Raw genomic sequence first — 23893 nt, forward strand, 5'->3', positions numbered from 1 at the left:
GCGGCTACACTAGGATCGTCCAGAAATGTCCAGGCATTAGCGGTGCGGCGCGGCGACGTCCTCCTGGGGGAAGGCTTGCAGACCGGTCATTCTAGGCCGGGGCTGCGGCCCGCGTCAAGGCGCTCCGAAGAGGTGCGTGAAGTTCTCGGTGGTCCGGGCAGCCAGAGCCGCGGGCGCGAGGTCGAGCAGGCTCGCCAGTCGCTGGCATGTCTCGACCAGGTAGGCCGGCTCGTTGCGCTGGCCGCGGTAGGGCACCGGCGGCAACCACGGCGCATCGGTCTCCAGGAGCAGGTCCCGGGCGCTGACACCCGCCTCGGCGAGCACCCCGGGGAGCTGGCCGCGCTTGTAGGTGACCGGGCCGCCGATCCCCAGGAGCAACCCCTGCTCACGGGCCCAGGCCGCATGCTCGGACCCGCCGGCGAAACTGTGCAGCACCGCGCCCCGGGGCGGGATGCCGACGGTCGAGACCAGTTCCAGGGTCTCGGGATAGGCGTCGCGGATGTGGAAGACCACGGGCAAGTCCAGGGTGGCCGATAGCTCGAGCTGCAACGAGAGCGCGGTGCGCTGGGCGGGCCGCGGCGAGAGGTCGCGGAAGAAGTCCAGACCGATCTCGCCGATGGCCACGACCCGCGGATGGCTGGCCAGGTCGCGCAGCTCGGCCAGGATCTCGCGTCCCTGGGCGGTGGGTCGGCCTTCGGAGTCGGCCAGCAGAGCGGCGTCGTGAGGATGGACCCCCACGGTGGCCAGGATGCGCGGATCCTGCTCGGCCAGGGCCACGGCCGCGCGGCTGCTGGCGGGGTCGTAGCCTACCTCGAGAAAGCCGGTGACGCCCGCGTTCGCGGCGCGCGCCAGGACTTCCGGACGATCGGAGGCGAAATCGTCGCGATGCAGGTGGACGTGGCTGTCGATCATGAAGCGTCCCTCGGCCGGCGCCGGCCACCCCGACGGCGCGGCCGGCGGCGATCGTCCGTGTTGCCGCTGCCAGCGTTCTCCTCGCTGTCCGGTCCCCGCGCCGGCTTCTCGAACGTGAGCTGGCTGGCCGGCACCTCGAGGAATTCCTGATCGTCGTCGAGCAGCTGGATGGTGACCGTCTCCTTGACCGGGTCGAGCTTGCGCGCCCGGGCCGGTCGGCCCTGCCATTCGACCGGACTGCCCGGCTTGGGCAGCCCTGCCAGCGCCTTACGGTAATCCCGATGTTCGTAGGCGAGGCAGCAGCGCAGGCGGCCGCAGGGTCCCGAGAGCTTGGCCGGATTCAGGGGCAGCTGCTGGTCCTTGGCCATCTTCAGGGTGACCGAATCGAATCCGGGCAGGAAGCTGGCGCAACAGAACTCGCGGCCGCACAGCCCGACCCCGCCCTTGAGCTTGGCCTCATCGCGCACACCGATCTGGCGCAGCTCGATCCGGGTCCGGAAGATGCCCGCGAGCGTCCGCACCAGCGCCCGGAAATCCACGCGCTGGTCGGCCAGGAAATAGAAGGTGAGCTTGCCGCGGTCCCAGCGGCGCTCGGCCCCCACGAGCTGCATCTCCAGCCCGTGCTCCCGGATCTTCTCCTGACAGATCTGACGCGCCTCGAGCTCCTCGCGTCGCAGCTCCGAAACCACCGACAGATCGCGGTCGGTGGCCGACGCCAGCACGCCCTGCTGGGCAGCATCACGCCACCAGCGCTCGCGGCCCGGCCCCACGTAGACCACCTGACCGAGGTCGCGGCCACGGTCGGCTTCCACGAGACAGTACTGCCCGAGCCACAGGTCCACACCCTGGCGGTTGTGGTAGTAGCCCTTGCGGTTGCCCTTGAAGCGCACGATCACCAGTGGTTCCTCGGGCGACGGCGGTGCCGGCGGCGGACGGTCGTCGCCGGACTGCCGGCCACCGGGGCCGCGGCGTGGCTGCCTCGAGCGGGGGGGCTCAGGCGGTCGCTTGGGTGTGGTCTCCTCGGACATGGGCAGCGATTTCCTGGAGTAAGACGGCCATCACCAGGCCGATGTTGAGGTTTCCGTCGATCTCGTGCTTGGCTTGCTCGACGCGGGCGAGGTCCTCGCACAGGGTCTCGGTCCGGCGCTCGACGGCAGCCCTGCGCACCGCCGCCTCGGCGGTGCGCAGGCGCGGCTGCCAAGCTGCGCCCTGCTCCCGACAGGCGATGCTCTCGGCCAAAAGCAACTGGAGCGTCTCGCAGAAGACCAGCGCCCGCAAGCGTCGAGTGGCGGTGTCCTGGGTCTGCGCCGACTTGAGGTCGCCCTCGCCCTGGGGCAGGATGCCGGTGTGCAGATATTCGGCAGCGAGTTGCCCCGGAGTGGCCTTGCCGGCCGTCAGGTCCGCGAAGACCGCCTCGGCCCAGGCCCGCAACGCCATGGTCTCGGGCTCCAGCAGCGCCAGGGCGCGGCGGGCGTCGCCCGCGGCCAGCCGCGCGGTCTCGCGGCCGACCCCGGGATCGAGGTCGGGGACCAGCGTGTCGAGGATCGCCACCACATCGGCCTCGGGATAGGGCTCGAAGACCACGTGCTGACAGCGTGAGAGGATGGTCGGCAAGAGCCCCGCGGTGCTGCTGGTCAGCAGGAAGATCAAGCTCGCCGGCGGCGGCTCCTCGAGGGTCTTCAGGAAAGCATTGGCCGCGGCGGTGTTCAGCCGATGCGCGTCGGCCACCACCGCCACCTTCCAGCGTCCCTGGAACGACTGCCGGCGCAGGAACTGCATCACGCCCCGGACGGACAACGGCCCCGGATGCTCCGGATTGCCGATCAGCACCTGGCTGCTGGAGGCGAACCCCGGGCGGTGGAAGGGGTTGGCGATCTTCTGCTCGAAGATCGCCCGGACCTGGTTCACGTTCCGGGGGTCCTCGAGGCTGGCGGGGGCCGGCCCGAGCCAGCGGATGTCCGGATGCTGGAAGGTCGTCGCCTTGAGGCAGCTCTCGCAGAGGCGCTCGGGTGCGCAGGTGTCGGGCGCGACGCAGTTGATGCGGCGCGCGATCTCCAGCGCCGTCGTCTCCTTGCCCGAACCGTCGGGTCCCACGAAGAGGAAGGGCTGACCGGCCTGGCCGGCCGTCACGTGCCGCGTGATACGGTCGGCGATGTCACGACGCCCGAGGAAGCGGTAGGTGGTCAAGACGACTCCAGCCAGGGATCATTGGCGTGCGCGCAACCAGATGCGGGGATCGCGGGGCTCCCGACCCTCCCGGATCTCGAAGTAGAACTCGGGACGACCAGATTCGCCGCCGTCGCCCAGCTCGGCCAGCACCTGGCCGCCGCTGACTTCGCTGCCCCGGCTGACGAAGATCCGGGCCAGATTGGCGTAGAGCGTATAGTGACCCGAGCCATGGTCAAGGATAACGCATCGGCCAAACCCCGGCAAATGATCGGCGAACTCCACCGACCCCGGTCCCACGGCATAGATCGGCGCTCCCGCCACCGTGGCGATGGACACTCCGTTGTGCATGGTGACCGTGCCGAAACGCGGATGGACGTTCCGACCGAATTCGCGAACCACGGTGCCCGAAGCCGGCCAGGGCAGATCCCCGCGGCGATCGGCGAAGGGCACCCCGCGTCCGGGCACGGCCTCCACCGGTTCGGTCATCTCCTGCCGCCGGGTCTCGAGCTGGGTGATCAGGTCGGTGAGCTGGGCCTCCTGCCGCTGCAACCGCGCCAGTTCGCGCTCGATGCGTCCCTGCTCCTCGGTGACCTCGCGCAGGAGGCCCCGGCGCTCGGCCTCCAGCAGTTCGAGGCGTTCGCGCTCGCGCTGATTCTCCTCGCGGGCCTCCCAGATCCCGGCCAGCGCCGCCTGCAGCTGGCGCTGTTCGGACTCGATCCGCTCGGCCTGGCGCCGGGTCTGGGCCACCAGGGTGCCGTCCACGCGCGCGAGCATCGCCGTGAACTTCATGCGCGCCACGAGCGTGGAGAAGCTCTCCGAGGTGAGGATCAATTCCAGGTCGCGCTGCGGCCCCTGCATGTAGAGCGCGCGCAACCGGGTGGCCAGGGTCTGCCGTCGCATTTCGTACGTCTCGCGCTGCGATGCCAGGCTCACCTCGAGACTGTCGCGCTGCATGGCCAGGATCAGCTCGCGCTGGTCGAGGCCGGCGAGGAGCTCCTTGACCAGGCCCATCTCGCGCGTGAGGTGCTGGAGCGAGGCGCTGGCGTCCTGGCGGCGATCATCCAGGTCGGCCAGTTCCTCGCGGATGCCCTTGATCTCGTCGCGCAGCTCGCCCAGCTGGCGGCTGCTGCTGGCGATCTCCTTGGCCAGGGGCCCTTCCTGGGCCCGGGCGCCGGAGACGACGCTCAGCGCCAGGAGCGCGACGATCGACCACTGGCGAGCGCCGATCACGACACTCTCCGCAGGCGCAGGTACTTGCCGATGGCGGTGAGGCTGCCCAGAAGTCCCAGCACCACGCAGAACAGGACGAAGCCGGCGACCTGAGCGGACGAGAAGAACTCGAGCCCGACGAACCGCGTCGAGAGCAGGCGATAGCCCAGGATGAGCGAACCCATGGCCAGCAGGCCGGCGATGAGGCCGTGCAGCATCCCCTCCACCAGGAACGGGGTGCGGATGAAACCGTCGGTGGCGCCCACCAGCATCTGGATCTCGATGACGCGCCGCGAGCTGGCCATGGTGAGCCGGACCGTGTTGCTGATGACGAAGACGGCGGCGATCAGGACCACCACCGAGATCACCAGGCTCCCCCAGCGGAACAGCTCGGCCCAGGTCTCCAGGGCACCCACCCAGGCGCGGCTGAACACCACGTCCTCCACCTCGGGCCAGCGCTTCAGGTCGGTGGCGATGGCCTCGACCGCGGCCGCGGTGTGATGCCCCGGCGCCAGCTCCAGATGGTAGGAGGCCGGCAGGGGGTTCTCCTCGAGGACTTCGAGGACGGCGGCATCATCGCCGAGCTCGCGCCGGAGCTCGTCGAGCGCCTGGTCCTTGCTGATGAAACGCGCTTCGCGCACACCGGGGATGGCCAGGAACGGCGGCTGCAGCGCGGCCTGCCGCTGGCTGTCGAGTCCCTCGACCAGGAAGACGCGCACGTCCACGTTGGCCTGGGCCCGCTCGAGCATCATGCCGAGGTTGAGCGCCACCAGCACGAAGAGCGCGAGCACCAGCAGCGCCGAGCTCATGATCAGGATGGTCACCCCGGTGGTGAGCTTGCGGCGATGGAAGCCCGCCAGGCTCTCGCGCGCCAGATAACCCAGCTGGGCTGCCCTAAGCACGGCTCGTCTCCTCGTCGTCGGGTCGGTACATGCGGTCGGTGAGGCGCGGGGCGCTGTCGCGATCGGGCACCCTTCGCTCCTCGTCGGAGGCCAGCTTGCCGTCCTTGATCACCATGACCCGCTGGCCGAAGGTGCGCACGATCTCGTGGTCGTGGGTCGAGAAGATCACGCAGGTGCCGCCGTCGTTGATCCGGAAGAGCAGGTCGATGATCTCCTGCGCCGTGACCGGATCCAGGTTCCCGGTGGGCTCGTCGGCCAGCAGGATCTTGGGGCTGTTGACCATGGCCCGGGCGATGGCCACGCGCTGCTGTTCGCCGCCCGAGAGCTGGTGCGGCAGACGGTCGCGCTTGTCCCAGAGGCCGACCTGGGTCAAGAGACGCATCACGTTCATCTTGATCCGGGGCCAGGGTACGCCCACCACCAGCTGGGCGAACGCCACGTTCTCGTAGACCGAGCGATCGTCGAGCAGCCGGAAGTCCTGGAACACGAATCCGATCTCCCGGCGCAGCAAGGGGATGCGGTTTCGCTTCATCTTGGTCGAGACCATGCCCCGGACGATGACCTGGCCGCTGGTGGGGAACAGGTCCATGGTGATCAGCCGCAGCACGCTGCTCTTGCCGGCGCCGCTGGGCCCGGTGATGCACACGAATTCACCGTTGCTGATCGAAAACGTGACGTCGTCCAGCGCGGTCTGATCGCGATAGCGCAGACGGACATGGTAGAAACCGATGATGGTGCGGGGATCCAGGGGTCCCCTGACGGAGGCATCTGCGGCCAACGCGGCACTCCTTGCGGCCTGAGCCCGGGCGGCCGGAATCCGTCCGACCGCGGGTGACCTGTCCATTTTGCACGAAACGTGCCCGCCGGCCAGCATTTCCCGGGTTGTGCCCGACCCGGCGCCGTGGCACCTTGAGACCGACCTTGCCAGCCCGGATCCGAGAGGAGAGCGCATGCCTCGCCTGAGCCTGTGCCTGATCGTCCGCGACGAGGCGGACATGCTGCCCGAGTTCCTGACCGCCACCGAGGGCCTCTACGACGAGCTGATCGCCGTGGACACGGGCTCCGGGGACGATACCGTGGCCATCCTCGAGCAGGCCGGCGCCCAGGTCCATGCTCACGCCTGGAACGACGATTTCGCAGCGGCCCGCAACGCGTCGCTGGCTCCCGCCACCGGCGACTGGATCCTCTGCCTCGACGCCGACGAGCGCCCCTCGGCCGAACTGAAGGCCCAGATCCAGGCGCTCCTGGACGACGACACCGTCGGCGCCGCCACCATCCGCATGCGCAATCGCCTGCCGCACGGCCACTGGCGCGAGAGCGATCTCCTGCGCCTCTGGCGCCGCGATCCCACCATCGTCTTCCAGCATCCGATCCACGAGGAAGCGGCCACCGCGGTGGCCGCCAGCCTCGACCGGAGCGGCCGTCGCCTGGTCAACCTCTCCGGACGCTGCGAGCATCTCGGCTACACCCGCCAGCGAGCCCGGCAGCGCGACAAGAAGGAACGCGACCTGGCACTCCTCTCCGCCGCCGTCAGCGCCGACAGCCGCGACTGGTATAGCTGGTACAAGCTCCTGGAGCTGGCCCGCTTCTGGGACGACGCCGCCCTCTGGCACGACACCGCGCAGCAGGTGGTGGCCTTCCTCGACGGCCCGCCCCCCGCCGAATTGCCCGCCACACCCTGGGTCGGCGAGCTGGTGGCGATGGCGGCACAGGGCCTGTTCACCGCTCCCGCCGAGGAGACCGCCTGGCTCGAGCGCTGGGAGACCCGCATCCCCCCGGTGCCGGCCTATTACCTGCGGCGCGGCACCGCCTACGAGCAGCAAGGGCGCCTCGAAGACGCGCACCACGACTTCCAGCGCTGCCGCGACCTGCCCGCCGGCACGGTCCCCATGCTGGCCACGTTACGACCGCTGCTGGGCCTCTGCCGCATCGCCGCCCAGCGCGGCGACCTGCTCACCGCCGGCGACCACGTCCACCAGGCGCTGGCCCACAACCCGCGCGATCCCGAGGCGCTCCTGGCCGCGGTGAGCTTCGCCTGGCTCAACGGAGGCAGCGAGGCGCGCGATGCCTTCGTGGCCGAGCACCGCCAGCTCCATGGCGACAGCGAGGAACTGGCCATGGCCGTCGGCGACCATGCCCTCCAGAGCGGGCTCTGGAACGACGCCGTGGCAGCGCTGAGCCCCGTGGCGGGCGATCCGCCGCAGGGCAGGCCCGCGCTCCTGCTGGCGCAGGCCTGGCTGGGTCTGGGCCAGGTGACCGAATCTCGCGATCTCTGCCAGGCACTGATGGCCGCGCTGCCCGAGGCCGCCATGGGCTACCTGACGTGCTGCCTGGTGCTGGGCGAGCAGGTGGAGTTCTCGGTGGATCTGGATCAGGCCCAGGCCGACCGCGCGTTCAAGGCCTGGATCCGGCTGCTCTGGCGGAGCCGGCAGGCGCCGCTGATGTCGGCGTTCATCGACCATTTCCCGCTGGTGGGCGAGATCTTCCCGTGGCTGCCCAAGTTCCTCACCGACGAGACGGCACGGCTCAAGAAGCAGCTGCGCTGAGATCCCGCCCGACCGCCTGCATCGGATCGCGGTGTCCGGATCATTCCTTGATGTCGACGAAGAACCGTCCCCGGAGATCGGCGATGTACTCGCCGAGACTCTCCTGGATCTTCTGGCTCTCCACCATGCCCCGCAGGTCGTCCTTCAGCTCGTCGTACGTGTAGCGGTGGCCCTCCACCCGGTCGACCACCTGGAAGACGTACCAGCCCGCGCTGGTCAGCAGCGGCTCGGTGATCTCGCCGATCACCGCATCCTGGAGGACTTCCTGGAACGCGGGCGAGAGCTCGTCGAGCTGGAAGGTGCCGAGCAATCCGCCGGCCCGGGCCGAGGCGGGATCCTCGCTCAGGTCGTTGGCCACCAGGCTGAAGGGCGTTCCGTCGAGGGCGCGCTGGCGGGCTGCCTCGGCGCGCAGCCGAGCGGCCTCCACGTCGACCTCCTGGATCTCGAGCGGGAAGAAGATCTGGCTCAGGACACGGGCGCCGTCGGCCTCGATGCGATCGACCCGCAAGAGGTGCACCCCGCGCGAGGAGACCACCGGCTGGCTGACCTGGCCCACCGCGAGCTGCTGGGCGGTCTGATCGAGGATCTGGTCGAAGAGGTCGCCGGGACGGACGGTGCCGATGCGGCCGCCGCGCCGCGCGTTCGGGCCCTCGCTCATCTCCTGGGCCACCGCGGCGAAGTCGCGCCCTCCCGCCAGCGCGTCCTGGACCTGGGCCACCTTGTCCTGCACCGCCTGGCGCGCCGCCTCCGACGGCTGCACGCGGATCAGGATGTTGGCCAGGGTGACGCTGTCGGGCTCGGCGGGCATGTCGGCCAGGTTGTCGAGGTAGAACTGCTCGACCTCGTTCTCCATGACCTCGATGTCGGGGCGGATGAACCGCCCCACCACCAGGCGCATGTACTGCTGGTTGCGGAGCTGGGTCCCGTAGCGGAACCGGAAATCCTCGAGGGTCAGCTCGGACTGGGCCAGCGCCTGCTCGAGCGCCGCCAGCGAGCCGTACTGCGCCACGAGTTCGTCGACCCGCTGCTGGACCCGCGCCTCGATCTCCTCCTCCTCCACCACCATGTCGTTCTGCTTGGCGGCCGCGATGACCAGCTTGTTCTCGATGAGGCTCTCGAGCACCCGGCCACGCAACTCGGGCGTCACCGGTTCGGGCTGCTCGCCCGAAAGCTGGCGGTCGAGCTGGTAGAGCTCGATCGCCAGTTCGAGGTCGCTCTGGAGGATCATCTCCTCGTCGACGATGGCCACGATGCGCTCGATGAGCACCGGTTCCTGGGCCAGGGCCACGGAAGCGAGCAGCCCGGCCACCAGCCAGGCTGCCCACTTCGATCCGCTCGCACACAAGGGCATTCGGTTTACCTCATTTTTCGGGCATGGACATCTTGGCCCGCATGTTCTCTTCCATGAGCTGCTCCCACGACGGCATGGCCGCCAGGCGATCCTCGTAGACCACCACGCCGAATTCGTCGGCCCACTCGTCGAGCATGGCGCGCAGCGCCTCGTCCTTGCGGTTGTTCTTGATGCGCTGGCCGACCACCTCGGTGAGCTCCTTGAGCTCGGGCTGCTCGGGTTCGAAGATCTTGGTCAACTGCACGACGATCCAGCCCTCCGGCGTCTGCACCGGCTCGCTGATCTCGTCGATCGACATGCCGAAGAGGAGATCGCGGACCTTGCCGGTGGCGTCGTCGCGCACACGGTCGACGCGGCCGAAGACCTTCTCGAGCTCGGGGTCGTTGCCGTAGAGGCTGTTGACCTGCTTCCAGGTCTGCCCTTCCTCCGCCACGGCCTTGCGAGCCACGTTGGCCGTCTCCAGATCGGCACAGGACACCATGTAACCGCTGCGCCGCTCGGGCTTGAAGTAATCGGTCTTGTGTTCGGCCCAGAATTCCTCGAGCGCCTCGGGCGAGACGTACTCCTCGAAGTCCACGATATCCTGGTGGACCTTGTCCACCAGCAGCTCCTCGAGCGCGATGTCGACTTCCTTCAGGACCCGCGGGTCCTCGAAGTAGCCGCGGCGACGCGCCTCATCGACCATGATCGCCTTCTCGGCGTCGTTCCGCAGCCGGGTGCGCAGGGCACCCAGCATCTCATGCTTCTTCGGGCGCTCGAAGACATTCATCTTGTCGAACTTGCCCTTGAGGTCGGCGAGCGTCAGGACGAAGGGGCCTTCGGTCAGGTCGTAGGACAGCAGCACCGTGTCGTAGCTGTCCGAGGGGATGTCCAGCGGCTTCAGCTGATTCTGGGGCACGGGCTGCTGGGTCTCGGGATCGATGATCTGTTCGCCCTCGGGCAAGCCCTGATAGACCAGCTTCAGCACATCCTCGTCGAGCTTGAAGTTGTGGGCCTCGCGCATCTCGGCCTTCAGGTCCTCGACGCGGAGATTCTCCTTACGCTTGGAGATGCTCAGGATGACCTTGCCCTTGATGCTCTCCAGATCCGGCTTCTTCTCCATGGCGACTTCGTCGACACGCAGCAGCCAGTAGCCATGCTCGGTGGGGATGGGATCGGTGATGCCGCCTTCCTCCACGGCGAAGACCGGCCGCTCGAACTCATCGCGGTACTGGCCCCACGAGATCTGGATCTCGAGGGGGCGACCTTCCTGGATCTGTCCGGTGTGGTACCGGGCCACCAGCTCGGGCCAGGGCGTGCCCGCCAGGGCGGCCTCGCGGGCCGCCAGGGCATCCTTCTCGAGGTCGGTGATCAGGAACGAGCATTGCCGACGCTCGCCGAGGCGCGAGTAGTAATATTCGACGTCCTCCTCGGCGACGAACTTGGCGGGGTCGCCGATCTCGTCCTGCCAGAAGTAGCCCATGGCGTTGTACTCGGTGAGCTGGTTCCGGGCACCCTGCGCCTGGGTGTCCTTGTCGAAGCCGAGCTGGAGCGCCTTGAGCACCATCAGTTCCTTGTCGATGATGATGTCCAGGAAGCGGCGCTTGCCCTCGAGTGTGGCCATGTCGTAGATCTCGCCGTCTTCATTGCGCGGCAGCTGGGTCTTCTCCAATCGGCCCAGGCGGGACTTGAAGTATTCGGCGGTGACATCGCGGTCGCTCACGGTGGCCAGGATCGTGTCATCGCTGCTGTCGCTCTTGCCACAACCACCGATCAGGAGCGTGGCGGCCAGGACGAAAAGAGCGATGCGTAGAACGAGGGCGGTCCGGTGGGACATGGTCTCAACTCCTCGGGACTTCCGGTTCATGGAGGCGCAGCTCCTCCAGTTTCTCGAGAACGGTGACCGCCGCGGCCAGGTGCTGCTCCCTGGTCGCGGGCACATGCATGCTGAACTGGTCCACGGCCTTGAACTGCAAGCCTTCCAGGGCCGAGGCCATCAAGCCTCGGATTATAGGAGGGCCGGGTTCGTGGCCGCCAGCGAAAAACAGGTCGAGACCCTTGCGGCCGGCCCGGAGCTCCTCGACCCCGTTGCGGCTGGCCAGGATCCGGATCCGGTGCACCTCCAGCAGGTTCTCCACCGGGATGGGCAGCGGACCGTAGCGGTCGCGGAACTCGTCGCGCAGCCAGTCGGCGTGGTCGGGTTCGCGCAGCCGGGCCAGCCGCCGGTAGAGATCCATCTTCAGCTGGGGGTCGCCGACGTATTCGTCGGGCAGGTACGCCGGCACCCGCAGATCGACCTTCACATCGACCGGTGCAACACCGCGGCCGAGGCGGAGTTCCGTCACCGTCTCCTCGAGCAGACGGCAGTAGAGGTCGAAGCCGATGGCTTCCATGTGGCCCGACTGCTCCTCGCCCAGCAGGTTGCCCGAGCCGCGGATCTCGAGGTCGCGCATGGCGATGTGGTAGCCCGAGCCCAGCGCCTGGAACTCCTCGAGGGCGGCCAGCCGGCGCCGTGCTTCCGGGGTGAGCTTCTCGCCCGGCGGGGTCATGAGGTAGGCGAAGGCGCGCTGGTTCGAGCGCCCGACCCGGCCGCGCAACTGGTAGAGCTGGGCCAGGCCGAAGCGGTCGGCGCGGTCGATGACCAGGGTATTGACCCGCGGCATATCCAGGCCCGACTCGATGATCGTCGTGGTGACCAGCACGTCGAACTCGTGGTCGAGGAACCGCTTCATGATGGTCTCGAGGTGGTCTTCCTTCATCTGACCGTGCGCGTGGGCCACGCGCACCGAGGGCAGCAGCTGGGCGATGCGGGCCGCCACGCTCTCGATGGTCTGCACGCGGTTGTGGACGAAGAAGACCTGGCCGCCGCGGTGCAGCTCGCGCAGGATCGCCTCGGTCATCACCTCGTCGCTGTAGGTGCATAGCTCGGTATGGATGGGCAGGCGGTCGCGCGGCGGCGTGTTGATGAGCGACATGTCGCGCGCGCCCATGAGCGCCAGGTAGAGCGTGCGCGGGATCGGGGTCGCCGACAGCGTCATCACGTCGACGGTCTTCTTGAGCTCCTTCAGCCGCTCCTTGTGCCGCACGCCGAACCGCTGCTCCTCGTCCACGACCAGCAGGCCCAGATCCTTGAACCGCACGTCGCGCGAGAGCAGGCGGTGCGTGCCGATGAGGATGTCCAGCTCGCCATCGCGGGCCCGCCGGGCGGCCTCCTTCGCCGCGGCGCCGGTCTGGAACCGGCTCAACACGCCCACCTTCACCGGGAAATCGCGGAAGCGCTCGGCGAAGGTCTCGCCGTGCTGGTGCGCCAGCAGCGTGGTGGGGCAGAGCACGGCCACCTGGCGGCCCTCCATCACCGCCTTGAACGCCGCGCGCATGGCCACCTCGGTCTTGCCGAAACCCACGTCGCCGCAGACCAGGCGGTCCATGGGCTGCGGGCGCTGCATGTCCTGCTTGACCTCGGCGATGGCGGTGAGCTGGTCGGGCGTGGCCTCGTAGAGGAAGCTGGCCTCCATGGCCGCCTGCATCTCGCCGTCCTCGCCGTAGGCGATGCCCGGCATGGCCTCGCGCGCGGCGTAGAGCTCGAGCAGGTCGGCGGCCATGGCCCGGATCGCCTGGCGGGCCTTCTTGGTCACCTTGAGCCAGGCGGCCGAGCCCAGCTTGGCCAGACGCGGCGCGGCGTCGGTATCGGTGGAGAAGCGCTCGATCTGGTCGATGTTCTGTACCGGGACGAAGACCTTGCCCTGTTCGGCGTACTCGATCTCCAGGCATTCGCGTTCGGTGCCCTCGACCGTGATCCGCGTCAGGCCCCGGTAGCGGCCGATCCCGTACTCGAGATGCACCACGAACTCGCCGGGCTTGAGGCTGGCGCGGTCCTTGACGATGCCCGACCCCTTGTGCCGGACCCTGCCCTGACGCCGGTAGCGCTCGAAGAACTCGTGGTCGGTGATCACCGAGAGCTTGTGCTCGGGCCAGACGAACCCGCCCGTGAGATGGCCCACCAGGGGTCGCGACAGGGGCGGGCCGAGGACGTGCTCGTCGAGGAGGTCGGCCAGGCGGTCGGCCTGGCCCTGGTTGTCGCAGAGCAGCAGCACGCTGGCCTGGGCCTGCTCCTGCTCCTGGAGATAGCCTCGCAGGCGGTCGACATCGCCGCCCTTGAGGTCGGGGCGGGTGGTGCCGTGATCGATGATGGCGCCGGGATCGCGGTCGAGCCAGCGACCCGCCTGATCGCCGCGGATCCACGACTCGGCGAGCCAGAGGTGCTGGAATCGCCGATCGCCGAGGTCGTCCAGGCTGCAGACCAGCTCGTCCTGGCGGGGGATCACCGCATCGCGCCGGAGCCGCGTCTCGCGCAGGCGCGGCAATTCATCCTCCAGCAGTTCCATCTGCACGCCGAGCTTCACGGGCTCGAACCAGAGAACCGGCGCCGCCTCGGGCAGGTAGTCCAGCACGCGCGCGGTGGGACCGAACCAGGGCAGGAACGTCTCCAGACCGTCGTCGGGCCGGCCTTCCTCGATCCTCGCCTCGAGGTCCCAGTACTCGTCGTCGTCGAGGTCGCCGGCGATCTTCGCGGCCTCCAGGCGCGCGAGGCAGGCGAGCTGGGCGTCGTCTTCGCGCAGCAGGTGGCTGACGGGGTAGATGGTCGCCCGCTTGAGCCGGCGTGCCTGGTCGCCGCGCTGGCTCTCCGGATCGAAGGTGCGCAGCGAGACGACCTCGTCGTCGAAGAGCTCGATGCGCAGCGGCAGATCGCCGGGAGCGTAGATGTCGAGCAGGCCGCCGCGACGGGCGAAATCACCCGGGCGCGCCACCATGCCCGCGGGGCGGTAGCCGCGCTGGACCAGCGCGGCGCAGAAGGCGTCGGGGTCGAGCCGGCTGCCGGGCTCGACGCGCAGGATCGAGCGCGTCAGGGTCTGCGGCGCCATGACGCGCTGGCGCACGGCGTAGAGGCTGGTCACCGCGAGCACGGGATCCGCGCCGCGCAGCCGGTCCAGGCCGAGGATCAGGTCGCCCACGAGCGCCGAGTCGGGCGACTTGCGGTCGTAGACCAGGATCTCCTGCTGCGGCAGGTACGCCACCTTGTCGCGGCCGAGCCAGGCCTCGAGGTCGTCGGCGAGCTGGAGCGCGCCCTCGCGGGTGGACACCACGCAGAGCGCGGTGCGCTGGCGGCGGCGGAACCAGGCCGCGGTGGCCACCGCCGGCGCGCTGGCCTGCAGGCCGCAGAGCAGCGGCGGGGCGTCCGGATCGGCGGCGGCGAGCGGCGCATCCAGACACGCAGCGAGCGCGGCGAGGACATCCTCGCCGCGCTGCTGGGACAGGACGTCCAGGAGGTTGGCCATCAGTCCAGTTCGCCCCGATCGTCGGTTCGCAGGAGGGTCAGGTCGTAGTTCACCCGATCGCCGGTCCGCGTGCCCACCGCCCACCAGCCGCCGAGCGGATGGGGCGCCAGGCTCCAGCCCTGGGACTCGGCCCCATCGCGATGCTGGGCCTCCCAGAGCGGCAGGCCGTAGGCGGAGAAGCCCCGCAGGCCGAAGTCGTATTCCCAGACCAGATCCCCCACCGAGCGGCGCCGGGCGCCGGTGGCGGTCCAGCGGCCGCCGACCCCGGACACGACGTCGGCGAAGAGGTGCCACTCGCGATCGGTGACCTGCCAGCGCAGGTGCCCGCGCTCGTCGAACGCGGCGAGGAAGCCGTAGCGCGCGGTATAGACCGGCACGAAGGCGATGCCGGAGATCACGAAGTTGCCCGCGCCGTCGGTGCCGGCCCCACGCCCGAGCCAGTTGGCGCCCGTGCCCAGCCGCAGGTCCCAGCGCACCGCGCCGGCGGCGTCGATCCCCTGGGCCCAGATGCCGCCGGGCCGCGGAGTCTCGGGCTCCGCCTCGGTGTAGGTGTCGGGCAGGCTGCCCGCCAGCACGAAGCCGCCCTCGGCGTGCGGCCAGAGCCACAGCACGTCGCGGCCGGCTTCGAGAGGGAAGACCACGTCCGCGGTGGCCGTGCCGTCCTCGGCGACGGTCGCCACCACGCCGCCCGGCTGCCCCTCGCGCAGATCCCGGCCGGCGGTCCACAGCGCACCGCTCGACTCGGCCAGCAGCGCGGTGGTGTACATGAAACCGATCGACCGGTCCCAGAGCAGCTGGCCGTCGAGAGTGCTGGCCGCCAGGAAGGTGGATCCGTCATCCTGCCAGCCCGCCAGGACGAGGCGGTCATCCGCGGTCACCTGGTGGGTCGTGGGCTGGTAGGTGTCGGGCAGCAGATCGACGGCCTCGACCAGCGCCTGCTCGGCGTCCAGGACGAGGAGCTGGACCGGCGCCCTGTCCACGCGGTGCCGGTCGACGGCGTGGCTCAGGAGCCGCAGGTTGCCGTCGGGGCCGGTGAGGATCGCGGTGCCGAGCTGCGGGCCGGGCAGCGCGTAGTTCCGTCGCCAGGTGTCGAGGCCGCTGAACCGGCCCGAGCGACTCCAGCCGGTGAGGCTCTCGACCAGCTGCGCCCGCACCCGCGCGTACGCCACGCCGGCGGCGGTGACCCCGCTGACGATGGTGGTGTCGGTGGCCGTCCCGCTGGCCACAACCTCGAAGAATCCGTCGTCGCGCGCCAGTTCCCACTCGTAGACCACGGGCTGATCGGGCTCGCCGTCCTCGTCGAAGTCGGGATTGGTGTTGGGGAAGGTGAGCCAGGTGACCCGCAGCGCGCCTTCCTGGTCGCTCACGTCCATGACCTGGGGCACGGTCTGCAGCGAGGGATCGACCGTGAAGTACACCGCACCGGCCTCGCCCCTGGCGCCCTGGTTGTCGGTGGCCGTGGCGTTGAGCTTGTAGCGGCGGCCGTCGGCGTAGATGCCCAGGGGCAGGCTCGTGGAGTAGGGCGAGGTGGTGCGCGTCGAGATGACCTCGTCCTCGAGTCGGATCTCCACCGAGAGCACTCCGCGGTCGTCCGAGGCCTCGACGATGGCCGAATCGGGGGCGCTGGTGAAATGGAACTCGTTCTCCGGATAGACGATCACCGCGCGGGGCGGCTGGTTCTCGTCGTCGCCGGAACAGGCGTTGAGCAGCAGGATGGCCCCGAGGGCCAGGAACCAGTGGCGGTGCCGGTACATTCTCCGTCCCTTCGCGCGACGTGGGCCAGGGTGGCAGCAGTCAATGTTGGGGCATTTCACGCCACGGGCAAGCGATAGTTCCGGGCTAAAACGTCGCCCGCTCCCGATTGAAGGGCGTGATCGCCCGCAGGCGCTCGATGATCCGCGGCACCACGGCGGCCACGTAGTCGATCTCCGCCTCGGTGTTGTAGCGCGACAGCGAGAAACGGATCGAGCCGTGGGCCGAGACGAAGGGGATGCCCATGGCCTTGAGCACGTGCGACGGTTCGAGCGACCCGCTGGTGCAGGCCGACCCCGACGAGGCGGCGATGCCGGCGCGGTCGAGCAGGAGCAGGATGCCCTCGCCCTCGATGAAGTCGAAGCTGATGTTGGCGGTGTTGGGCAGGCGCGGCTCGGCCACGCCGTTGCGCCGGCAGTCGGGCACTGCGGGCAGGATCTTCTCCTCGAGGCGGTCTCTCAGCGACCGCACCCGGGTGTTCTCCTCCTCCCGATGCTGTTCGGCGAGCTGGCAGGCGGCGCCCAGCGCCACGCACGACGCCACGTTCTCGGTGCCGGCGCGGCGGCCGCGCTCCTGGTGTCCGCCCACGATCAAGGGCCGCAGACGGGTGCCCTTGCGCACATAGAGCGCACCCACGCCCTTGGGCGCGTGGAGCTTGTGGCCGCTGATCGAGAGCATGTCCACGGTGTCGAGCTGCTGCATGTCCAGCGGCAGCTTGCCCGCGGCCTGCACCGCGTCGACGTGGTAGACCGACCCCTTCTCCTTGACGATGGCGCCGATGGCCGCGGTATCGAAGATCACGCCGGTCTCGTTGTTGGCCATCATGATCGAGACCACCGCGGTGTCCTCGCGGACCTTGGCGCGCAGCTCGTCGAGATCGAGCCGGCCCTCGCCGTCCACGCCGATGAAGTCGACCTCGTAGCCGTGGCGCTTCTCCAGATCGCGGCAGAGCCCCAGCACCGCGGGATGCTCCACGGCCGAGGTGACCACGTGCTTCTTCTCCGGATAGGCGCGCAGGGTGCCCACGATGGCCAGGTTGTCGCTCTCGCTACCGCCGGCGGTGAAGATGACCTCGTTGGCGGCGCGGGCGCATAGTAGATCGGCCACCTGGTCGCGGGCGGCGGTCAGGCCGCGGCCCGACTCGGCCCCGAAACGATGCATGCTCGAGGGGTTGCCGTAGAACTCGGTGAGGTAGGGCATCATGGCGTCGATCACCTCGGGGGCCACCCGGGTGGTGGCGTTGTTGTCGAGGTAGACGCCGCCGGCCGGCATCTCGCCCAGTCCGGCCAGGAGGTCGAATCCGCCGCTGCTGTTCATCGCGAACCCTTTCTATGTCGAAGACCGCTCAGGTCGTGACCTCGATCACCCGCAGATCGTCGCGCACGTGGCGGCGAAGCTCCTTCTCCACGTAATCCTTGAGCGTGATGTCGGCGACGCGGCAGGCGGCGCAGGCGCCCAGCAGCCTCACGAAGACCTTGCCGTCGCGGTACCGGACGAGCTCGATGTCGCCGCCGTCGTTGCGCAGCGCCACCGCGATGTCGTTGTCGAGGAGATCCTGGATCTGCTTGACCAGCGCGCGGTCGGCCTCGCTCTCGGCACCCCGGTCCACCTCGAGCTGGACCAGCGTGGCCGGCCCCTGCCCCGCCCGGGCCTGCCGCACCTCCTCGAGGATATGCTCGATGTCGTGGTGGCAGTCGCCGCAGCCGCCGCCGGCCTTGGTGTAGTTGGTGACGTCCTCCACCGAGTCCAGGTCGTTCTGCTCGATGGCCTCGCGGATGGTGTCCTTGGTCACCGAGTAGCAGTGGCAGATCATCACGCCCTGGCTCAGCATGTGGCAGGGCACCCCGCGGCCCAGCCGCTTGTAGTGGTCGATCATGGCGGCCTCGAGCGCCTCGCGGCCCATCACCGAGCAGTGCATCTTCTCGCGGGGCAGCCCGTCCAGCTCGCGCGCGATGTCCTCGTTGGTGACCTTGGCGGCTTCCTCCAGCGTCTTGCCCTTGATCATCTCGGTGAGGATGCTGCTCGAGGCGATGGCGCTGCCGCAACCGAAGGTCTGGAACTTGACCTCGGCGATGCGGCCCTCGTCATCGAGGCGGAAGCTCAGGCGCAACGCGTCGCCGCAGGCCATGGAGCCCACCTCGCCCACACCGTCGGGATTCTCCACCTCCCCCACGTTGCGGGGGTTCATGAAGTGATCCATCACCTTCTCGGAATAGTTCCACATGGCGGTTACGGCCTTTCCGGCGCCACCGGCACCGATCAAACCTGAATTGTCTGGTTTTGCCCAAAGTTAAGCTTGGAACACGGATTTTCAAGCACGGACCCGTCGCCCCAGCCAGAGCTCCGCTGCCATCAGGATCAGGGCGGCCATGAGCAGCCAGCGGGCGAGGTCGCGCCCCGCCAGCGCCCGTCCGAGCCCCTCGGCCCCGCCGTCGCCCAGGTCCAGGACCCGAGCGATGCCGGCCTCCCGCAGGCGTTCGGCCACGGCTTCCGGCGTCTCCACCTGTGGGGTCGACTCGCTGGCCGGGACCATGGCGGCCACCGCCCCCAGGGTGTCGGCCCCCCCGAGGAAGACGTAGAATCCGGCGCGCTCCTCGTCCGGCGCGGCGAGCACGGCGGCACCGTCGCGCCAGAGCAAGGCCGCTCGCCGCACCGCCCCGTCGGGCGGGGTGCGCACCACCAGACGGTCGGTGGTATCGCCGGGACGCAGCCCCAGTTCGTGCGGATCCAGGCTGAGCACCGGCTGCTCGCCCACCACAACCCCCGCCGCGGTCCCGCTGCCCGTGGCCAAGGTGGCCGCCAGCCGCTGGATCAAGGGCAGGAACACGGGATTGAGCATGACATCGGTGGCGTCACGGCGCAGGTGGAACGGCAACAGCGCCCAGCGCCCCTCGCCGCGCACACCCTCCAGCACCAGCGGCGCTCCGGCGTCGGTGGCGAGCACCACGCGAGCGGGACCCTCCTCCAGCGCGAAGTAGCGCCACCAGCTCGCCGCGGTCAGCGCGGTCAGGGGTTCGGCGCCCAGACCGGCCAGCACCGGATGCGCGGCATCGATGACCGCGGCCCGCTCGGCCTGGCCGTTCTCGCGCACGATCCAATTCGCCTGGCGCGGCAGGTCGAGCAGGGGCAGCCAGCCGTCGCGCAGGTCGGTCTCCTGGGCGGCGTCGCCCACCATCAGCAGCAGGGCACCGCCGCCCGAGAGCCAGCTCGTGAGTGCAGCGGTGAGCCGGCGGCCAGGCGGTCCGGGGTCCACCAGCACCAGCAGGTCCACCCCGGCCAGGTCGCCGTCGCGCAGGCTGTCGGCCGGCAGGGTGCGCACGCGGAACAGCCCCTGGGCGTCGGCCGCTGGATCGAGGGCGCGGGCCAGGTAGCGCCAGCCGCCGCGGCCGAGGCCGTCGCGATCGGCGCCGTGGGCCAGCAGAACCTCCAGGCGCCGGGGAACCTCGAGCACGAAGGGGCGGACATCGTCGGCGGGCAGGCGGTCCTCCTCCTTGCCGACCCGACCCAGGTGCAGCCCTGCGGGCGGGGCCGCCAGCGGGAAGGACAGGCTCACGCCGCCGCCATCGGCAGCCGGTGGCGGCGCGAGGACCTCGGCGATCCGGCGGCCATCCAGCTCGAGCCAGAACGGCTGTTCGGCGCGCTCAGGCCGCACCACGGCGACGATCTCGGTGGCCTCGCCCGGACGCAGGGCCCGCCCCGGCAGCCGGATGTCGAGAACACCGCCGCCCGGGATGGCATCGCCCAGGCGCTGGACGAGGAACCGCGCCCCGGCCGCGGCCAGCTCGCTCGCGGCGGCGGCCAGCTCGGGTTGCGCCACGGCCTGCAGGTCCGAGAGCAGCACGACTTCCACCGGCCGCGACGGCGCCTGGCGGACCTGGCGCGCCGCCTCGCGCAGGCCGGCGGCCAGGTCGGCGGGGCCATCGGTGACCGCCGCCGCCGTCAAGGCCGTCCGCACCGGCACGCCGGCAGGCAGCCACGAGGCGAAGAGCGGCTGCGCCGCGGCGCTCAAGGTCACGACCTGCACCGATGAACCCGTTGGCAATCCGTCGACCATGCCGGCGGCGAGCTCCACGGCGGTGGCGAACCGCGTGCGCCCGTCCTCGGTCTGGGCCTGCATGCTCGCGCTGGCGTCGATGAGGAAGAGCACCGCGCGCCCACCGCCACCGGGCAGTCCGCCCCAGTGCGGTCGGGCCGCGGCCAGCACCAGGCAACAGACGATGAGCACCCGCAAGAGCAGCAACAGCCAGCGCTGGACTCCGCGCCGCTGCGCCTGCTGCGCCTCTTCTTCCTGGAGGAAGCGGAGGTCGCTGAACACTACGCGGCGCGTGCGCCGGCGGCTCAGGAAGTGGATGATCACCGGCAGCGAGGCGGCCAGGAGGCCGAAGAGGAGCGCGGGGTTCAGGAACGAGAGTGGCATCAGTGGAGCCGCCCACGCTTCATGAGGTAGGCGCCCAGCGCCTGGCCCACGGGCTGGTCGGTCGTCAGCTCGACGAGGTCGATGAGATGGCGGCGGCACTCGCGCCGCAGCTGCCGGCGCCAGCTCTCCAGACGCTCGCGATAGCCCGCGCGCACGTGCGCCGGCTCGGTGCGCAGGCGGCGGTCGGGTTCTTCCAGCGCGGTGAACTCCACCTCGCCCGGGTAGTCGAGATCGATCTCGCGGGGGTCCAGGACCTGCAGGACCAGGACCTCGTGACCGCGGTGCCGGAAATGCTTGAGGCCCGAGAGCACCGCGTCGACGTCGTCGAAGAGGTCGCTCACCAGGACCACCAGGCCGCGACGCGGGATCCGCTCGGCCACGTCGTGGAGCACCGGGCCGAGCCGGGTGCCGGTGCCCTCGGGCGCATCCTTGAGCCCCTTGAGCACCTGGAACAGCTGGCGCCGGACCGAGCGCGCCGGCACACGCAGGAGCGGCTGCTCATCGAAGGCCACCAGGCCCACGGCGTCGTTCTGGCGCAGCAGCAGGTAGGCGAGGCAGGCGGCCAGCACCCGGCCGTAGGCCAGCTTGGTGGGGCGCCGCTTCTCGTCGCCGGTGAAGCGCATGCTCGCCGAACAGTCCACCAGCAGCGTGCAGCGCAGGTTGGTCTCCTCGGCGTAGATCTTCTGGTAGACCCGGTCGCTGCGCGCGTAGACGCGCCAGTCGATGTCGGTGGCGGGCTCGCCGGGCTGGTAGCGGCGGTACTCGGCGAATTCGGCCGAGAAGCCGTGGTACGGGCTGCGGTGCAGGCCGGTGAGGAAACCCTCCACCAGCAGCCGCGCCAGCAGGTCGAGGCGGTCGAGCTGGCTGGCCAGCTCGGGGGTGATCAGCTCGGTGACCGCGGGGGTCATGCGTCCACCTCGTCCAGGATCAGGTCGATGATCCGGTCCTTGGCCACGTTCTCGGCCTCGGCGTGGAAGTTGGTGACCAGCCGGTGGCGCAGCACCGGATGGGCCAGCCGCCGCACGTCCTCCAGCGCGGGGGTCTCGCGACCCGCCAGGAGCGCCCGGGTCTTGGCGCCGCGGATCATGTCCTGCGCAGCCCGCGGTCCGGCGCCCCAGGCCAGGTACTCGCCGGCCGCGGCCGCCGCCTCGGCGGTGCCCACGCGGGTGGCGCGCGCCAGGCGCACCGCGTAGCGGGTGACCTGCTCCTGCGGCTGGACCTCGCGCACCAGGTCCTGGAACGCGAGCACGTCGTCGCGACCGAGGACCACGGCGGGGTCGTCGCCCAGCAAGCCGGTGGTGGCCTCGACGATCCGGACCTCGTCCTCGAGGTCGGGATAGCCGATGAGCACGTTGAACATGAAGCGATCGAGCTGGGCCTCGGGCAGCGGGTAGGTGCCTTCCTGCTCGATGGGGTTCTGGGTGGCCAGCACGAAGAAGGGCGCCTCGAGCGACATGGTGTGGCCGGCCGCGGTGACCTGCTTCTCCTGCATGGCCTGCAGCAGCGCGGCCTGCGTCTTGGGCGGCGTGCGGTTGATCTCGTCGGCGAGGATCACGTTGTGGAACACCGGACCCTGCACGAAGCGGAACTCGCGACGGCCGGTGGCCTGGTCCTCCTCCATGATCTCCGAGCCGGTGATGTCCGAGGGCATCAGGTCGGGCGTGAACTGGATGCGGCCGAAGCTCAGATCCATGACCTTGGCCAGGCTGGAGATGAGCAGCGTCTTGGCCAGGCCCGGCACGCCCTCCAGCAGCACGTGGCCGCTGGCGAACAGGGCGATGAGCATCTCCTCGATGACGTCGTCCTGGCCGACGATGCGGCGGGCGATCTCGCGGCGCATGGCCTCATGCGCGGCCTTGAGCTGGTCGATGCGGGCAGGGTCGGTCACGGCAGCCTCCGGATCGCTGAACGGCGTCCGGACCGTCCGGACGCCTCCGCGGAAGTCTAAGGCAAGGCGCGTGCTTACACAACGCGGGGCGAAAACTCACTTGGCCGGCAGGAGCTTCGCGCCTATTGTGCCCCCGAACCGGAGGTCCCCGCGTGCACAAGAAGTTCTACCGCGTCATCGAGCATTTGTTGCGAGATATCGACGCCTCCGCCGGCGACGAGGCCATGCTGCACAGAGTGGTGCAGGAGCTGGTCGCCGGCGAGAACGCCCAGCTCTTCGGCATCGCCAGCGGGCGCGTCTATCGCGAGCGCACCCTGGATTTCGTGCTCATCGAGAGCGTCGGCGAGTACGGCGATTCCATCGAGGGCAAGGCCGTGGGCAAGGATTATGCGCTGGTACAGCACCTGCTCGAGCACCGGCTCTGGCTCACCTCGCCGGAGAGCCCGGGCTACGATCCGCAGCTCGAGGCCCAGTTCACCCACCACAACAACGCGGCCATCGTGGTGGGCCAGAACCCGATGTACATCATCAGCTTCAGCATCGAACATGAAGACCAGAGTGAGTTGCTGGTGATGCTCGAGGCCATCCGCGCCGCCATCGGCCTCAAACTCCGCCAGGGCGCGCTGGAGAGCCAGTTGCGCCAGGCACAGGCGATCCAGCTCTCGCTCCTGCCCCAGGTCATGCCCGAGCTGCCCGGCTTCGAGATCGCCGCGGCCACGCGGCCCGCCGACGAGGTGGGCGGCGACGTCTACGACGTCCAGGAGATCGAGCCCGGCATGCTGGGCCTGATGATCGCCGACGCCAGCGGCCATGGCCTGCCCGCAGCGCTCCAGGCCCGCGATGTGGTCATCGGCCTGCGCATCAGCCAGGCCCACAACGAGAAGATCACCGCCCAGATCGAGCGTCTGAACCTGGTGGTCCACCATGCCACCCTGGCCAGCCGCTTCATCTCGCTGTTCTACGCCGAGCTCGAGGACACCGGCAACGTGACCTACGTCAACGCCGGCCACTGCCCGCCGCTGCTGGTGGCCGCCGACGGCGAGGTCTTCCAGCTGCAGAGCAGCGGCCCGGTGCTCGGCCCCCTGCCCGACGCGGTCTACCGCCGGCGGTCCATGACCTTGCGGCCCGGTGAGATGCTGGTGCTGTTCACCGACGGGGTGATCGAACGCCCGGCTCCTGGCGAGGAGGCCGGCGACGAGAAGGAGGCGGTGGAATTCGGCCACGACAACCTGGTCGAGGTCTGCCTCGCCAACCGCGAACGCCCGGCCGCCGAGGTGGTAGAAGCCGTGCTCGAAGCCACCCGCAAGTTCGGCGGCGACGCGCCGCTGGACGATGATGTGACGGTGCTGGTGGTGAAACGGCGCACCGACATGAAGGAGCACCTGCAGGAAGCGCTGGTGCCGGTGCGGAGACCGAGATGATGCCCGGCCGG

17 protein-coding genes are annotated in these 23893 nt (G+C 69.7%); 2 read left to right on the plus strand and 15 right to left on the minus strand.

Going from position 1 to position 23893, the window contains the following annotated elements; all coding sequences use genetic code 11:
* Positions 1–114: 114 nt before the first annotated feature.
* The 6 genes from IFSED24_RS09340 to IFSED24_RS09365 form a co-directional block, all read right to left on the minus strand.
* Positions 115–912, minus strand: a complete 798-nt coding sequence (locus tag IFSED24_RS09340) for a TatD family hydrolase (RefSeq protein WP_491334950.1) — start codon at positions 910–912, stop codon at positions 115–117.
* Positions 909–1808, minus strand: a complete 900-nt coding sequence (locus tag IFSED24_RS09345; RefSeq protein ID WP_491334951.1) for a PSP1 domain-containing protein — start codon at positions 1806–1808, stop codon at positions 909–911. Before IFSED24_RS09345 ends, IFSED24_RS09340 begins: the two co-directional genes overlap by 4 nt.
* Before the next feature lie 97 nt (positions 1809–1905).
* Positions 1906–3099 carry a DNA polymerase III subunit gene (locus IFSED24_RS09350; protein WP_491334952.1) on the minus strand — a complete coding sequence of 398 codons (1194 nt, stop codon included), beginning with the start codon at positions 3097–3099 and terminating at the stop codon, positions 1906–1908.
* A gap of 18 nt (positions 3100–3117) precedes the next feature.
* Positions 3118–4311: a murein hydrolase activator EnvC family protein gene (locus IFSED24_RS09355; RefSeq protein ID WP_491334953.1), complete on the minus strand. Its 1194-nt coding sequence runs from the start codon at positions 4309–4311 to the stop codon at positions 3118–3120.
* Positions 4308–5192, minus strand: a complete 885-nt coding sequence (locus IFSED24_RS09360; protein ID WP_491334954.1) for a cell division protein FtsX — start codon at positions 5190–5192, stop codon at positions 4308–4310. The genes IFSED24_RS09355 and IFSED24_RS09360 overlap by 4 nt, the downstream gene beginning before the upstream one ends.
* Positions 5185–5925: a cell division ATP-binding protein FtsE gene (locus IFSED24_RS09365; RefSeq protein ID WP_491335044.1), complete on the minus strand. Its 741-nt coding sequence runs from the start codon at positions 5923–5925 to the stop codon at positions 5185–5187. Before IFSED24_RS09365 ends, IFSED24_RS09360 begins: the two co-directional genes overlap by 8 nt.
* A 217-nt stretch (positions 5926–6142) precedes the next feature.
* On the opposite strand from IFSED24_RS09365, the gene IFSED24_RS09370 reads away from it, so the two are divergent.
* Positions 6143–7738 (plus strand): glycosyltransferase family 2 protein, encoded by a 1596-nt coding sequence (locus tag IFSED24_RS09370; protein WP_491334955.1) that lies wholly within the window; start codon positions 6143–6145, stop codon positions 7736–7738.
* A 40-nt stretch (positions 7739–7778) separates the two neighbouring features.
* Here the strand turns inward: IFSED24_RS09370 and IFSED24_RS09375 are convergent, their stop codons facing one another.
* The 9 genes from IFSED24_RS09375 to IFSED24_RS09415 all read right to left on the minus strand — a co-directional run bounded on the left by IFSED24_RS09375 (position 7779) and on the right by IFSED24_RS09415 (position 22413).
* Positions 7779–9089, minus strand: a complete 1311-nt coding sequence (locus IFSED24_RS09375; protein WP_491334956.1) for a peptidylprolyl isomerase — start codon at positions 9087–9089, stop codon at positions 7779–7781.
* Between the two features lie 10 nt (positions 9090–9099).
* The gene (locus IFSED24_RS09380) at positions 9100–10905 is read right to left on the minus strand and encodes a peptidyl-prolyl cis-trans isomerase (RefSeq protein WP_491334957.1); all 1806 of its coding nucleotides are present in this window, start codon (positions 10903–10905) and stop codon (positions 9100–9102) included.
* Between the two features lie 4 nt (positions 10906–10909).
* Positions 10910–14404 carry a transcription-repair coupling factor gene (gene mfd, locus IFSED24_RS09385; protein ID WP_491334958.1) on the minus strand — a complete coding sequence of 1165 codons (3495 nt, stop codon included), beginning with the start codon at positions 14402–14404 and terminating at the stop codon, positions 10910–10912.
* Positions 14404–16158 (minus strand): Ig-like domain-containing protein, encoded by a 1755-nt coding sequence (locus tag IFSED24_RS09390; RefSeq protein ID WP_491334959.1) that lies wholly within the window; start codon positions 16156–16158, stop codon positions 14404–14406. Before IFSED24_RS09390 ends, mfd begins: the two co-directional genes overlap by 1 nt.
* A gap of 85 nt (positions 16159–16243) precedes the next feature.
* Positions 16244–17473 (minus strand): cysteine desulfurase NifS, encoded by a 1230-nt coding sequence (nifS, locus tag IFSED24_RS09395; protein WP_491334960.1) that lies wholly within the window; start codon positions 17471–17473, stop codon positions 16244–16246.
* A 28-nt stretch (positions 17474–17501) separates the two neighbouring features.
* On the minus strand, positions 17502–18380 hold the full coding sequence (gene nifU, locus IFSED24_RS09400) for a Fe-S cluster assembly protein NifU (RefSeq protein ID WP_491334961.1): 879 nt from the start codon (positions 18378–18380) through the stop codon (positions 17502–17504).
* A gap of 87 nt (positions 18381–18467) precedes the next feature.
* Positions 18468–20573, minus strand: a complete 2106-nt coding sequence (locus IFSED24_RS09405; RefSeq protein WP_491334962.1) for a BatA domain-containing protein — start codon at positions 20571–20573, stop codon at positions 18468–18470.
* Entirely contained in the window at positions 20573–21481 is a 909-nt protein-coding gene (locus tag IFSED24_RS09410) for a DUF58 domain-containing protein (protein WP_491334963.1), read from the minus strand. The genes IFSED24_RS09405 and IFSED24_RS09410 overlap by 1 nt, the downstream gene beginning before the upstream one ends.
* Positions 21478–22413, minus strand: a complete 936-nt coding sequence (locus IFSED24_RS09415; protein WP_491335045.1) for an AAA family ATPase — start codon at positions 22411–22413, stop codon at positions 21478–21480. The genes IFSED24_RS09410 and IFSED24_RS09415 overlap by 4 nt, the downstream gene beginning before the upstream one ends.
* A 200-nt stretch (positions 22414–22613) precedes the next feature.
* Here IFSED24_RS09415 and IFSED24_RS09420 point away from each other — a divergent pair, with 200 nt between their 5' ends.
* Positions 22614–23882, plus strand: coding sequence for a PP2C family protein-serine/threonine phosphatase (locus IFSED24_RS09420; protein WP_491334964.1), 1269 nt, complete (start codon positions 22614–22616; stop codon positions 23880–23882).
* The last annotated feature ends 11 nt before the right edge of the window (positions 23883–23893 follow it).

The organism is Candidatus Latescibacter sp. IFSED24, assembly GCF_058273205.1.

Excerpts from the sequence above, each read along its gene's own strand:
- IFSED24_RS09340 (WP_491334950.1), bottom strand. The coding sequence starts at position 912 with ATGATCGACAGCCACGTCCACCTGCATCGCGACGATTTCGCCTCCGAT.
- mfd (WP_491334958.1), bottom strand. The coding sequence starts at position 14,404 with ATGGCCAACCTCCTGGACGTCCTGTCCCAGCAGCGCGGCGAGGATGTC.
- nifU (WP_491334961.1), bottom strand. The coding sequence starts at position 18,380 with ATGTGGAACTATTCCGAGAAGGTGATGGATCACTTCATGAACCCCCGC.
- IFSED24_RS09370 (WP_491334955.1), top strand. The coding sequence starts at position 6,143 with ATGCCTCGCCTGAGCCTGTGCCTGATCGTCCGCGACGAGGCGGACATG.
- IFSED24_RS09390 (WP_491334959.1), bottom strand. The coding sequence starts at position 16,158 with ATGTACCGGCACCGCCACTGGTTCCTGGCCCTCGGGGCCATCCTGCTG.
- IFSED24_RS09375 (WP_491334956.1), bottom strand. The coding sequence starts at position 9,089 with ATGCCCTTGTGTGCGAGCGGATCGAAGTGGGCAGCCTGGCTGGTGGCC.
- nifS (WP_491334960.1), bottom strand. The coding sequence starts at position 17,473 with ATGAACAGCAGCGGCGGATTCGACCTCCTGGCCGGACTGGGCGAGATG.
- IFSED24_RS09410 (WP_491334963.1), bottom strand. The coding sequence starts at position 21,481 with ATGACCCCCGCGGTCACCGAGCTGATCACCCCCGAGCTGGCCAGCCAG.
- IFSED24_RS09405 (WP_491334962.1), bottom strand. The coding sequence starts at position 20,573 with ATGCCACTCTCGTTCCTGAACCCCGCGCTCCTCTTCGGCCTCCTGGCC.
- IFSED24_RS09415 (WP_491335045.1), bottom strand. The coding sequence starts at position 22,413 with ATGCGCCGCGAGATCGCCCGCCGCATCGTCGGCCAGGACGACGTCATC.
- IFSED24_RS09380 (WP_491334957.1), bottom strand. The coding sequence starts at position 10,905 with ATGTCCCACCGGACCGCCCTCGTTCTACGCATCGCTCTTTTCGTCCTG.